This is a genomic window from Furfurilactobacillus entadae, from assembly GCF_045862745.1.
GTDB lineage: Bacteria > Bacillota > Bacilli > Lactobacillales > Lactobacillaceae > Furfurilactobacillus > Furfurilactobacillus entadae.
In genome coordinates this window covers 17,121-30,601 of record NZ_BQXN01000020.1, presented here as the reverse complement: position 1 = coordinate 30,601, position 13,481 = coordinate 17,121, and the positions used below count along the sequence as shown (strand labels likewise).

The following is a 13,481-nucleotide window of genomic DNA, read 5'->3' as shown; positions in this document are numbered from 1 at the left end:
CGAGCACAAATTTCCCAGTAGATTTTTAATTGAGGCTATACTGACGGTGTAGTTAATCGTTTAAATATTTTAGGAGGTATTGATTTATGGCAAACATCGGTATTAATGGTTTTGGTCGGATTGGTCGAGACTCATTTCGGCGCATGCTTGAAGTTAACGATCCTGATCTAAATGTTGTTGCAATTAATGATTTAACGAGCCCAGCAATGTTGGCTTACTTACTTAAATATGATTCCACGTTTGGCACCCTAAAAGCAGACGTTAGTTCAACTGAGGATTCTTTGATCGTCAACGGAAAGAAAATTCGGGTTTACTCAGAACGTGACGCTAAGAACATTCCGTGGGTCGGTAATGATGGCGTTGACATCGTCCTTGAATGTACCGGCTTCTACACGTCCGAAGCCAAATCACAAGCGCACCTTGAAGCAGGGGCCAAGAAGGTTGTCATTTCTGCGCCAGCTGGTCCAATGAAGACAATTGTGATGGGCGTTAACGACGACTTGATCAGCGCTGATGACAAAATCATCTCCGTGGGTTCTTGTACCACGAATGCGTTAGCACCAATGGCGTACTTCCTTAACCAGGAGTTTGGCATTCAGGTTGGGACCATTACTGCAATTCACGCATTTACAAGTTCGCAAATGATTTTGGATGGGCCTAAAGGGAACAAATTCCGGCCAAACCGGACCGCTTCCGCAAACACCATTCCACATTCAACGGGGGCAGCTAATGCCATTGGCCTTGTGATTCCTGAACTGGAAGGCCACTTAAACGGGCATGCACAACGGGTTGCAGTTGTGGATGGTTCTGTCTGTGAACTGGTCTCTGTTTTGGACAAGGAAGTCACAGCTGACCAAGTGAACGACGCAATCAAGCAATACACTGAGAACAATCCTGCCTTTGGTTGGAATGATGATGAGATTGTTTCCTCCGATATCATTGGGGATACTCACGGGGCAGTTTTTGACCCAACGCAAACGGAAGTGACGACAAACGGTGATTTCCAAGTGGTTAAGACAGCGACATGGTTCGATAATGAATACGGATTTGTTTGCAACATGATTCGGACACTGAAGGCTGAAGCAATTGCTTAATTCCGTGCAAAAGCATCCACATTGTGGGTGCTTTTTTAATTGGCCAGCGGAAAATCACATGAAGAAGCGACACAAAAAAACGAAAGGTTATCGACAAAATGAGTGTTATCGGTGATGATTGAGGTGACAGGGTGTGCTTGTCAGTAGTCGATCGTTAATGCGAAAAATGCAGAGGGGAGATTGATGGGGACTGGGACCAAGGCCGTTGTTCTCGTCGAAGTGAAAATGAAACCGAAAGTCTTTTTAGAATTTGTTGAAATGCAATCAATGGTTGCCAGTGTGTTGCCGTTTATTCTGGGACTCCTATATGCCTGGTATAATTTTCATAGTTTTGTTCTTATAAACAGTTTGCTGTTTTTTGTGATTAACGAGTTGTTACACATGGCGGTGAATGCTAACGATAATCTTCAGGACTTTATCCACGCAAAAGATGAAGAAACGTTTAAAAAGGTGACAAACGTGGTGGGTCACTATGCGATTTCCAAGCGAACCGGGATCGGTGTCATCGTGACGTTAGTGACCACGGCAGCCGTTTTGGGTGTGGCGTTACTAAAGCTAACGTGGGGGCCCTTTAGCTGGCAACTTATTTTAATGGGGCTTTTTGGTTGCTTAATTGGCTACTTTTACGCTGGCGGAGCCCGACCAATTTCGACAACACCGTTTGGTGAAGCAGTTTCGGGACTAACGATGGGGTACGTTATTATGTTGGCGGCCGTTTACGTTAACATTGCCCCGGCGCGTCAGATGACGTGGACGGCTGCTGGCGAAATCTTGCTTGCGTCTGGTCTGGCAGTTTTTGCCATCAGCAACATTATGCTGGCGAATAATTTATGTGACGTTGAGGAAGATAAATTAAATGACCGAAAGACAATTGTCGTTTTGCTGGGGCAGCGAACAATGCTAACCGTTTGGCGAGTTAGTTACGGATTGGGCTATCTGTGCGTCATTGTGGCTGTTTTGATGGGGATCCTACCTAAGTTGGCCCTGTTAGTCTTGCTTTCGGCACCGTTGATTCATCGAAACAATGTGGCATTTTCAGCGAAGATGATCAAGTCGCAGAGTTTTGTTTTATCGGTTAAAAACTCGGTGTTACTCACAGTTTCGCTTGTTCTGGCGATTGGACTTGGCATCATTACTGGCATTTAGAAATAGTTATGAGAACGAAATCTTGCCGGTGACTGGCATTGTGCCTATACTGAACACATAAAAATTGTAAACAATTTAAATTAACGTGGGGTGACAGCTGATGAGTAAAATTCTTGAGAAGCAAGACATTGTTTATGATCAGGCTAACGAATTAGCGCTTGACGTGTATGCGGATGAAACCGTGGAACCACTGGGAACATTAATCGACATTCATGGTGGTGGTTGGTTTAGAGGCGATAAAGAAAAGGACCGCGACTGGGCGACGCGATTAGCAAACGATGGGTTTGTTGTGATTGTTCCAAACTATCGAATCACGCCAGCGGGTCACTATCCGGATCCGTTAACCGACATGGATCACGTTATGACATGGCTCAAAACAAGTCCCTATAATAACGAACACGTGGGCGTCGTTGGGTCATCAGCTGGTGGCAACATGGCTGTTGAAATGGGGCTGAAATATGGGCTCCCAACGGTGTCATTATCCGGAATCCTTGATATTGATGATTGGCTACGCGACCATCAAGACGTTGTTGCCCAGCAAGACACCGCTCAGGATTTTGTTCATTCGGCTAGTAGCCAGATCAACCAAACCGGGGCAAACGATGGTTTTTATAAATGGTTTGTCACGAATTATTTTGATGGTCAGACAGATCAATACACTGCGGCAACACCAGCAAAACATGTTTCTCAGACTGCTGGACCGATGTACCTTGCTAACTCGCTTAATGAATTTGTCCCGACAAGTGGGGTGATTGATTTAGTGAGGGCGCTAAACGCGGTTCAAGTTCCGACTGTGAGTCGCTTTTTGCCAGGCAGTCGTCACGCGAAGGGGTATCTGGACGACGTTTATGACGAAACGCTTGCGTTCTTAAAGACGAGCCTCAAAAAGTAATGGTGATAAAAATGGCGGATGACCTGATGTGATGATTGGGTCATCCGCCATTTTGTTTAATCGGCTAATAATGGACATTAGCGGGTCGAGATTGGTATCATGGGGGCGACTAAACAGTGGAGGTAGAGCGATATGACGCGTGAAGATGAACGGGCACTGGAGCAATTAGGAGCGTTTGAAATTAGTGACCGACTGATTGATTACGCCAAACGAGATCAGCGGGGCCACGTGTTTTTGAATGCGGGGCGGGGTAATCCGAACTGGATCAACGTGTCGGCCCGGTCAGCATTGATTAACCTGATGCGTTTTGGCCTCAACGAATCACAACGCACCATGAACACTGGTAACCTGGCTGGCTATATTCAGCCGGAGGGCATTGCAGAGCGGCTCCAAGCGTTCTGTGCGACCCTTTCAACGGCTGATGGGCACTTTTTGAGCGAATCGCTAACGTACGTGAAAGAGCACGTTACGACGGATCTTGATGCCGTAGTGGCTGAGTGGGTCGATGGGGTCATTGGAAACAACTATCCTGTTCCGCCACGTGTGCTACGGTATACGGAACCAATTATTACCCAGTACTTAGCGGCAACAATGGGCTTTGACGAAACAGTGACGGCGACGAACCTGTTTCCAACTGAAGGTGGGACGGCAGCCATTGTCGACATTTTTCACACGTTACGTGAAAATGGACTGATTGCACCGGGTGATAAAATCGCCATTAACACACCGATTTTCACACCGTACTTAGAAATCCCGACGTTAGATGATTATCAGCTGGTTGAGGTTGATTTACGGTCGACAGAGGCCCAAAACTGGGAGATTCAGCCAAGTGAAGTGGACAAGCTTAAGGATGATCAGGTTAAGCTATTGATCCTTGTTAATCCATCCAATCCAGGGGCAATGGCGCTTAACGAGGCGGCATTAGCTGCCTTACAAGCCGTGGTGGCGGCCCGGCCTCAACTGATGATTATTACAGACGATGTGTACGGGACGTTTGTTCCCAATTTTAAGTCTGTCTACAGCGTTGTGCCCCAAAACACGGTGCTCGTTTACTCATATTCCAAACTGTTTGGTGCCACTGGCTGGCGGTTAGGGGTGATCGCAGTTGCTCACGAAAATGTCTTTGATGCGCTGATTTCACAGTTACCTGTCGAGCAAACGCAACGATTAAGAAAGCGTTACGGTCGCGTGGTGACACAACCGGACACACTGTCGTTTATTGAACGGCTAGTGGCGGACAGTCGGTCAGTGGGGTTATACGATACGGCGGGATTATCCACGCCTCAGCAAATCCTGATGGTCTTATTTTCATTAACGCACTTACTTGCAGGAAGCCCCGATTCGTACATTGATGAAGCAACACAACTGGTTGTGACCCGTGAACATGATCTCAATCAGGCGTTGGGGATTCCAAACAATGATTCACCTGATAACACCCATTATTATGAGCTGGTTGATATTTACCGGTTGGCCGAGAAACGTTATGGCAAACAATTTCGTGACTACCTAATGACGAATTTTGAAGAGGTCGATTTCTTGAAACAGCTTGCTGAAAAACGTGGTGTCGTGTTGATGGATGGCGTTGGTTTTGGGTCTTCAGCCGGCATTTTGCGGGTCTCACAGGCCAACTTACCAAACGCAGATTATGCCCAAATTGGGACCCAGATTCTGGCTGTCCTTGCTGATTATTATGCGGCCTTTTCAGCACAGGCATAGGCGCTAACAAAAGAGGTAAAGTAAAAAGAAAATCCCTGTTACGATGAAGAACCCCCCAGAGTTGGACAAAAGCCAGCTCTAGGGGGTTCTTGTAATTAAGTTGGGTTAGTTACCGTGATGCTGATCCCATATCATTAGGAGTAAGACGATTAGTAACGTGACGACAACACCAAGCAGTGATTGTGGGCCGATCAAGCGTGTTAACCAAGTTGAAACAAAGGCGCCAATTCCAAAACTCGCAGCCACCCAAAAACTGTCACGAAGCAAAACGTGATTCGTTGCCTTAGCACCATGACCAAGAAGAAGGTTAAATAACGCGGCACCAACTGTGCGAAGGTTACCGGTTGTCATGGTTGTGTTGTAAGGGTGGTTATTTAGAACACGAAATGTGTGGACTTGGAACGCGGCAAATAGTGATAACCCGCTGGTGATTCCATGACTGGGAAGAATCGGTAACAAGAGATCAATGGCAAAAATACCGACGAGTTCCGCGATAATGCTAATTTCCTGCCAAATGAGGTGGCCCGGTCGGTTGAACCGTTGCTCAATGAGATTAGCCAACCCAGCACCAAGGATAAAGCACAGAATTGGGATGAGGTAGGCGATGGTCTTGGCAAAGTGTCCGTCTGCCAGGTTTAATCCAAGCAAAATGACGTTCCCAGATTGTAAGCTGGCAAAGACTTCACCGTGAAAAATGTATGTGTAGGCATCAAGGTAGCCGCCAACGCCGGCTAGCAAAACACCAATCAAGAGGGACTCGTAAATGGGCTGTTTTTTAAGTGATTGCATGTGAACACTTCCCTATGAGTTTAATAATTCAGTTTAGTATACGCCGTCATTAATAAAATGACTGGAAATGATATTTATGAAGATAACGAGGAAAGTTTGTTGTTAAAGCGAACATACGTTTGTATAATGTAAATTGAAATCAAAACAGGGAGCGTGAGCAAATGGCAGACTATGACTATGATGTGGAACCACGCGGTGTCTTTTTCGCCGTTGACAATAAGTCCTTTTATGCCAGCGTTGAGGCCAGCATGCGTGGTTGGGATCCGCTAGATGTTTGCCTTGTGGTGATGAGCGAGCAGGAGAACACTAACGGTGGTCTCATCTTGGCCACGTCACCTGAAGCAAAACGGCGGTTTAATCTGCGGGCCAATGTCTCCCGTCAACGTGATTTGCCGGAGGATGCCAGCATAAAGGTGGTGCCGCCGCGAATGAATTTATACATCAAACGTAACCTTGAAATTAATAACGTCTTTCGTCAGTTTGTGGCTGATGAAGACTTGTGGCCGTACTCAATTGATGAATCGATCTTAGACCTAACAAAGTCGTGGCGGCAGTTTGGGGCGTCACCCGTCGCAGTTGCGCAAGTGATTCAGCATACGGTTTATGAACGTTTTGGGCTTTACGTCACGGTTGGGATCGGTGAGAACCCGGCCCAGGCGAAGATTGCCCTAGACATTTATGCAAAGCATGCGGAGAACTTTATTGGTCAAATTAGTTATGCAACGGTCCCACAAACGATTTGGTGCATTAAAGAAATGACTTCTGTTTGGAGTATTGGTCGGCGCACAGCTGAGCATCTTCGACGGTTAGGAATTACCAACATGAACGAGTTAGCACATGCCAATCCGTACATGTTAAAGCAGGAAATGGGGATGATCGGTGCCCAACTGTTTGCACTATCATGGGGGATTGACCGGGCAGAATTGCGGGAGCGGGTTGATGTGAAATCAGCAGGCTTCAGTAATTCGCAAGTGTTACCAAGGGATTATGATGATCAGCACGAAATTGAACTGGTCATCAAAGAAATCGGGGAGCAGCTTGCCTCACGATTACGTGGCCATGAAAAGCTAACGGCCAGTGTTTCACTCAGTATTGGGTTTTCGTATGGCGTGAAGGAGAGGACCGGCCGCGGTGGGTTTCATCAACAATTACGGTTAGACGCAACCAATGATCATGAAGAAATCGTCCGTGGTCTGACCTACCTGTTTCGTAAACACTGGCACGGTGAAGCGGTTCGAAACATTGCGGTGGCGGGCGCAAATTTATCGGCTGTGACTTACCGGCAACTAAATTTATTTGTTGATCCTGAAGCACAGGAAAAAAAGCACCAGGTGGAAGCAACGATTGACGATCTGCGGCATCGGTTTGGTTTCAAGGCCCTGGTGTACGCACGGAGTACCGAAACTGGCGGGACGGCCCTTGACCGTGCAGCGCTGGTTGGTGGCCATAACGGAGGAAACGCCTATGATTGATGAAAGTCGGCTCATTTATGAGCGAATTGAGCCACTCTTTTTGCGGCAGCCGCACACCCGTTACTGGATTCTCGTTGCCGATGATCCGTACGACAAACAATATAATTTCTTTTTCAATTCGCTTAAACAGGGCCACCGGGAAAGATCAGTGCCATTGCATTCAGTGACCGATTACCAGTTAGCCTATTTAGAAGCGCTCATTGCTAAGTTACGGTTACGGACAAAGTTAACGCTTGTTTTTTTGAATTTTCAGCAGCAGCGGTGGCCCGAAAGCCAACGCTTAATTGAACGGAGGCGGCATCCCGATGAAGCCCGGTGAGTATGATCCAGAGTTGGTCAAGATGTTTTTCCATCATGATTATCAGGATCGTGGCATGCTTAAATGGCAGGGGTATTACTTGTCGGACCATACAAGCGCCCTTAATAAGCAAACGTTGGCTGAGAATGAACGTGATGCCCGTGTGGCCGTAGACCCAATGGGCCAAGAAGCAATTTTTACGGCCGTGGGTCAGGCAATTTTGAAGCAAAAGGCAGTCGCCATTTTTCTGAACGAAATGAGTGTGGAAAATGGGTTGCCAGCTGTCATTGAAGGCAGAATTATGGGGCAAGGGCGTGAAGATGTGATTATTGTTGGGGAAACCAATGTGCACATGGAACAAATTAGGGCGGTTAAGGTATTGAATGAGTGAGGGCAGTTGAGAAGTGCCGGCAACATACAACGCTAAATGGAGTACAGCAATTGCTGATCGAACACATAAAAAAGAGGCCTCCAGTTGGATGCCTCTTTTTTATGGTCAGCCCTAACTTGCGTTTGGAACGTTTGCGAGTGTCCATGTAATCGTGGACTGGTACAAACCGGGTGAAACTAACGGTGTTGGGGCAATTTTTAGTGTTGACGGTGATAAATCTAAAGACGACGTTGCGGTACTCGTCGCTTGTTGTTGAAGAACCAACGTTTGTGAACCATCGTTACGAACGGCCACGTTATTGATTGCACCGTTTGATGAAAGGAGATTGAGGGTGATGCCCCCGTTAGCCCCCAGCGCACTTTTATCAGTCGCATTGTTAAATGGAGTCATGCTAGCGTAGAGCGTCCACCCAGCACCGCTTCCGCGCGGATCAGTAACTTGGAGGGCGCCCTTACCGTTCCCGTCATACGTTGTCTTGGGACCGGTGAATGGGGTTGTTGTGGTCAACGTTGTCCCCTGAACAATATCGTTAATTGGGACGGAGCGATTTGTTGACCCAAAGCTAAAGTCAGGGACGCCATCTAATGTGAGTGAGTTGGGAGTGACACTAAGGGTGGCTGTGTTCGTTTGATCTTTTTGAGCAGAGGTTCCAGGAACAGGCACCATTAATTCTGCGTAGTACGTACTTTTATCTTCCTTAATTGACGTTTTATCGAGGGTCAAAACACCGTTGCTAATGCCGGTGGCGGCGTCGGTTGAGACACTAACTTTGGTTCCATCAGCTAAGGTTTGCCCATCCTTAATGACTTCATCGGTACCGTTAGCCAGCTTATGGTGCCAAGCGCTGACTGTCGTGCCTTTGGTATAACCGTTGACTTCAAATGACGGATTGGTTTTCCCGTTTTCTAACGCCTTGGTGTCTTGTAACCCCCCGATAAACATTTTTAACGTCCGGGTGAGGCCACTTACCTGTGCGGTAACCACGACTGGGCCATATTTTGAGGTCTCACTGCTAGCCGTGACTAACCCAGTATCTGAAATGGTTGCTACGTTGGTGGCTGAACCATCTGGGTTAGCAATTGACCACGTGATTTTATCCGTTGCCTGGGCGGGGGTCAACGTCGGGTGGACGACTTCTGAATGCCCGTTAGGCAGGTTCGGGTTATCAACGCTTAACGAAAGGTCAGTAGCGTGAACGATCTCAGGTGAAATTTGAACTTTAACAACGTTCGAATAGTAGGTATTGGCACCAACACCGAACCAGCCGCCAGAATAATGTAACTGGGCTTGGTAGTAAATCGTGTGTGCTTTGCCATCGTTTTTAAACGTGTTTGTTAATGACGAATTTTGATGGTTGCTATCAGGATTATTAGCTGAAACGGTGGCAGTGCCGGACGAACCAGAACCATTGGTCACGGGCTTCCAAGCAGAGTTGTTTTCTGACCAATTCCAGGTAACGGTGGGATCCCCCTGATCGGCAGTGAGAAAGAACGTCGCCCGAACTGTACTCAGCTTTAGCGTATATGCAGCGTCCGCCACGGAATTTGTATCCACAGGCTGTTGCTGAAACCCACCAGTCCACTGAGAAAAGAACCCGGAAACGGGTGCCGCACTGGGCGGGTTGGTGTTTGGGTAATCAGCGGCGTTAACGGGAATACTAACTGATAGAAAAATAAACATCGTGGTTAATAAGCCGGTCAACCATGGTAAATGGCGTTTATATTTCACGGGGCAATCCTCCTCCTTACTAGTTTGCTGAGTGATCGTTTTTATTTCTGCGACCTAACCAAAAGCTAATACCAGCAAGTAAGAGGGCGCCGAGAATCGCAAGCAGAACGTATAACCAAGTCCAATTATGTTTAACATTGGTCAGTTGCTTATTGTACTTATCGGCTTCCTTTTGTGAAATGGTAAAGTTTTTGGTGAATTTCCAGCTTCGTTTAGCTGATGTGGCCGTTAGTTTCAACGTGTACTTGCCGGCCTTTAACCGATGATGACCTGTGGAGATGGCGTAGTTGAAATTACTATTTGGTGCCATTGCGTAGTCATGCTTGGTGGTCTTGTATAACTGGTTCGAACTGTTGCGAGGATAAACCCGGCCCGTGATGGACATTTTCCCAAAGAGAACGGGGGCCTTGTTTTGTAGGTTTGCTAGCACGGCACCATCACCGGCAACTTCACCTGCACGAACTTGGTTCAAGGCCAGGTCGGGGGTAACCTTTTTATTGGGGTTTTCTTGTAACCGCACCCCAAGAACCATTGAGTAGCGGTTATTGATCTTAAAGCCCTTAGTTTGCCCCGTTGCCTTGTGGGTTGCGGGGTCAGAAACAAAGATACCGCCGAGGATTTGACCCTGGAAGCCTTTTTTGGGAATCTGGGTGGTAAACGTAATTGGTTTGGCCTCATTAGCGGCTAACTTGACGGTTACTGCCTTCGACGTTAGCTGTGTAAACGTGTACTTTGCGGATGAGTCGCGCTTTTTGTTTGGCGTATACACAACGACCCCGTTGTCCCCGGTTGTTGCGTTTGTCGGTTGAACCGTCAATGAGCGAGCCTGGTTTGTTTTATTAGCGACCACCACCGTCAGTTCTTGGGTCTGGTCAGGGGTAACCTTTAGGTCAAAGAAACTAGTCTCGTCCGGGAGCTGATTTTTGGGGAATTCTGGTGTGATGGTAAAGCCGGCACCAGTGGTTGGACTTGTTTCAGCGAAAACCGTCTGGGGGACGATTAAAAAGAGTGAAACAAAGAGGAGGGTGGTCAACACCCGTTTAATAGTCTGCATAGTTGATCTCCTGATGAAAAGAGCCGATTAACCAGTTGGTTATTCGGCTCTTTCGTATTAGTTCGCTGGTGTAGCAGTTGGGGCATTTTGCAACGTCCAGAATAAGTTTGCTTGGTACGTTGTTGGTTGAATGTCGTTTTGTTGCTTGATCGTCAACGTGTTGGCAGCAGAAACGAAGTCTTCCGTGTTGGTCCCTTCACCAGTGTTCTTATTAGTGCTCCAAAGAACAGAGGCAGTTGGCCACGTCGTTGCGTCAGCAGTTGACGCAGAGTTCAAGCTAATGTTCTTTGCCGCAGCGGTGCCGCTAACTAAGGACTTTTGGTTGCTTGCACTTAAGTTCAACGTTGCGTTGTTGATCTTGCTAGCACCACTATTGCTAGTGAACTGACCAAGTGCGGCTAAGACCGTCCAACCATTGTTAGAACCAGTGTAGTCGGTAACGGATAAGGTTCCGCTGTTGTTCCCATCGAAGGCAGTACTGTTTTTACTGTCACCGCTACCTACAGTGTTGTCTTTTAATGCCAGTGTTTGGTCAGCACTCACGATGTTCGCAACTGATCCGTTTTGGAAGTTCATGTCAGGAACTTTATCCAAGGTTAATTGACCAGCATCAACCATAAATTGAGCAGTGGACTTACCTTCAGCGGCACCAGAAGCGTTACCGTTGTATGATGTTCCACTAGAAATGAATCCTTGGCCGACCTTTGTGGTTGCGCTAATGTTGTTCGTTGCATCCCCAGGACCGTACTGGTTTGAAGCAGACCGGTCAGCGTGAGCAACCGTTGGCGCAGCAGCTAAAGCAAGGCTAGCCAAAGCGGTTAAGGCAATAAGACGTGTTGTTTTCATGTGAAGTCCCTCCATATTGTGAATCTACTCGTTGTTTTTAAAGGTGGAAATTAAGTAGATTGTTTATGTGATAGATCTTAAACCTCGTTAATTATATCAGAAATTAAATAATGTGCAATCTAATTTGAAAACTTGTTATGACGTGCTTAATTCAGGTTTTAATCACTATTATTTGAAATAAACATCAGTGATATTCATTGTTTGCGGGTGGTGTAAATTTCCGAATAAACTTGTTGGCAAAATTTCAACGAAAGCGTTACGCTTACGTTGTCCTAACAAAAAGTAAGGAGATGCTGTCTTATGGCAAAAATGATTGCAGGTCAAGCATTAGTAAAAGTCTTAGAATCATGGGATGTTGATCACGTATATGGGATTCCGGGTGGGTCAATTAACCACACTGTTGAAGGTCTTTACTTAGAACAAGACAAGGTTAAGTACATTCAGGTCAGACATGAAGAAGTTGGGGCCATGGCTGCTTCGGCGGATGCGAAGCTGACTGGAAAGATCGGTGTTGCGTTTGGGTCAGCGGGTCCTGGTGCAACGCACCTCTTCAACGGCCTGTATGACGCAAAGATGGACCACGTTCCTGTCCTTGCGTTGGTTGGTCAAGTTGGCCAAGACATTATGAATACGAACTACTTCCAAGAGATGGATGAAGGACCAATGTTTGCGGACGTTGCTGTTTACAACAGAACGGTAACAACAGCGGACCAAATTCCGTATGTGATCAACCAAGCGATTCGTGAAGCTTACCGGTTGAAGGGCGTTGCGGTGGTCACTATTCCTGAAAACCTCTCTGCGGAAGAAATCGACTTTTCACTGCCAAAAACACCAGCAACGGTTTCAGCTTCATTTACTGAAACCATTGATCCAGAGGTCGTTAAGGACACCGTTAAACTTATTCAAGAAGCGAACCACCCATTGTTTTACGTTGGAACTGGGTTGAAGGGCGCTCGAAAAGAACTAGACGCAGTGTCAGAGCAGTTTGACATTCCTGTTGTTTCTACGGTCCCGGCAACCGGAATCATGGAAACAAACCATCCTAACTATCTTGGAACGAACGGTCGCTTAGGTTCGAAATCAGGTTACGAAGCCGTTCAAGAAGCGGACTTAATTATCTTTATTGGTTCAGAATATCCGTTTGCACGGTTCTGGCCAAAGGACGTTAAGATTATTCAAGTAAACGATAATAGCTTTGATATTGGTAAGGTTGTTCCCGTTGATTACACGGTCATTAGCGATGGGAAAACGTATCTGCAAGCCCTTATGGACAGTGGTGCAACAGCAACCAACAAAGCGTGGATCAGTGCTAACCGTAAGAACCGGGAAAACTGGCTCAACTGGCTTGATGTTCGTGCTCAAGACGAAAGCACTGGCTTGCAACCTGAGGCTGTCATGAAGCAGGTTCGAGCACTAGCTGGTCCAAATGATACGTATGGTGTGGACACCGGGAATGTTTCTGAATTTGCCGTTCGTGGTGTCAAAATGGACGAAAACCAGAAATTTGTTCTTTCAGGCTTGTTTGCAACCATGGGTTACGGGTTACCAGCAGGGCTTGCTGGGGCGTTGAGCTTCCCAGATTCACAAGCATGGACGTTCTCCGGTGACGGAGGCATTGCCATGGTTATCCAAGATTTGCTTACCGAAGTTCGGTACGAACTGCCTGTTGTTAACATCGTCTTTTCAAACGAACGGTTTGGTTTCATTTGGTATGAACAACAACAAACAAAACAGCATTTCTATGGCGTTGATCTTACAGAGACAGACTGGGCAAAGGTTGCCGATGGGTTCGGTGCAATCGGGTTTAACGTTTCCACGTTAGCCGACCTAGAAACAACGTTTAAAGAAATCAAGCGGTTGCAGGAAGCTGGCAACAAAAAGCCGATCCTTCTGAATGCGCAAATTGATCCATCAGATCCAATTGCGACCGGCTTCATGCCACTGGATCCAGATAAGTATAGTCAAACGCAAATTGATGATTACGCTAAACAGTACAAGATCAACACAAAGGATCAACCAGCGCTCGGCACGTTGCTTAAAGAAGCTGAGCATTAA

Annotated in this window: 12 protein-coding genes; 8 read left to right on the top strand and 4 right to left on the bottom strand. The window is 46.8% G+C overall.

Features of this window, described 5'->3' with window-relative positions; translation table 11 throughout:
- Positions 1-86 precede the first annotated feature (86 nt).
- From gap to ACKTR5_RS08705, 4 genes are all read left to right on the top strand, one after another.
- On the top strand, positions 87-1,094 hold the full coding sequence (gene gap / locus ACKTR5_RS08720) for a type I glyceraldehyde-3-phosphate dehydrogenase (RefSeq protein ID WP_407880846.1): 1,008 nt from the start codon (positions 87-89) through the stop codon (positions 1,092-1,094).
- A 183-nt stretch (positions 1,095-1,277) separates the two neighbouring features.
- On the top strand, positions 1,278-2,240 hold the full coding sequence (locus ACKTR5_RS08715) for a UbiA family prenyltransferase (protein WP_407880844.1): 963 nt from the start codon (positions 1,278-1,280) through the stop codon (positions 2,238-2,240).
- A 100-nt stretch (positions 2,241-2,340) separates the two neighbouring features.
- A complete protein-coding gene (locus ACKTR5_RS08710) occupies positions 2,341-3,132 on the top strand; it encodes an alpha/beta hydrolase (protein WP_407880842.1) in 792 nt (263 codons plus the stop codon).
- A gap of 132 nt (positions 3,133-3,264) precedes the next feature.
- Entirely contained in the window at positions 3,265-4,848 is a 1,584-nt protein-coding gene (locus ACKTR5_RS08705; RefSeq protein ID WP_407880841.1) for a bifunctional aspartate transaminase/aspartate 4-decarboxylase, read from the top strand.
- A 105-nt stretch (positions 4,849-4,953) separates the two neighbouring features.
- Here ACKTR5_RS08705 and ACKTR5_RS08700 read toward each other — a convergent pair whose 3' ends face one another.
- Positions 4,954-5,637, bottom strand: a complete 684-nt coding sequence (locus tag ACKTR5_RS08700) for a YoaK family protein (RefSeq protein WP_407880840.1) — start codon at positions 5,635-5,637, stop codon at positions 4,954-4,956.
- 161 nt (positions 5,638-5,798) lie between these two features.
- Between ACKTR5_RS08700 and ACKTR5_RS08695 the strand changes: the two genes are divergently transcribed.
- The 3 genes from ACKTR5_RS08695 to ACKTR5_RS08685 are packed head-to-tail and all read left to right on the top strand — an operon-like array spanning position 5,799 to position 7,798.
- Positions 5,799-7,109 (top strand): Y-family DNA polymerase, encoded by a 1,311-nt coding sequence (locus ACKTR5_RS08695; protein WP_407880839.1) that lies wholly within the window; start codon positions 5,799-5,801, stop codon positions 7,107-7,109.
- Entirely contained in the window at positions 7,102-7,428 is a 327-nt protein-coding gene (locus ACKTR5_RS08690) for an acetyl-CoA carboxylase (protein WP_407880838.1), read from the top strand. Before ACKTR5_RS08695 ends, ACKTR5_RS08690 begins: the two co-directional genes overlap by 8 nt.
- Positions 7,415-7,798, top strand: coding sequence for a hypothetical protein (locus ACKTR5_RS08685; RefSeq protein WP_407880837.1), 384 nt, complete (start codon positions 7,415-7,417; stop codon positions 7,796-7,798). The genes ACKTR5_RS08690 and ACKTR5_RS08685 overlap by 14 nt, the downstream gene beginning before the upstream one ends.
- Before the next feature lie 111 nt (positions 7,799-7,909).
- On the opposite strand, the gene ACKTR5_RS08680 is transcribed toward ACKTR5_RS08685, so the two are convergent.
- The 3 genes from ACKTR5_RS08680 to ACKTR5_RS08670 are packed head-to-tail and all read right to left on the bottom strand — an operon-like array spanning position 7,910 to position 11,426.
- The gene (locus tag ACKTR5_RS08680) at positions 7,910-9,526 is read right to left on the bottom strand and encodes a WxL domain-containing protein (protein WP_407880836.1); all 1,617 of its coding nucleotides are present in this window, start codon (positions 9,524-9,526) and stop codon (positions 7,910-7,912) included.
- 19 nt (positions 9,527-9,545) lie between these two features.
- Positions 9,546-10,580, bottom strand: coding sequence for a DUF916 and DUF3324 domain-containing protein (locus ACKTR5_RS08675; protein WP_407880835.1), 1,035 nt, complete (start codon positions 10,578-10,580; stop codon positions 9,546-9,548).
- A gap of 57 nt (positions 10,581-10,637) precedes the next feature.
- A complete protein-coding gene (locus tag ACKTR5_RS08670) occupies positions 10,638-11,426 on the bottom strand; it encodes a WxL domain-containing protein (protein WP_407880834.1) in 789 nt (262 codons plus the stop codon).
- Positions 11,427-11,726: 300 nt separating this feature from the next.
- Here ACKTR5_RS08670 and spxB point away from each other — a divergent pair, with 300 nt between their 5' ends.
- Positions 11,727-13,481 (top strand): pyruvate oxidase, encoded by a 1,755-nt coding sequence (spxB, locus tag ACKTR5_RS08665; protein WP_407880833.1) that lies wholly within the window; start codon positions 11,727-11,729, stop codon positions 13,479-13,481.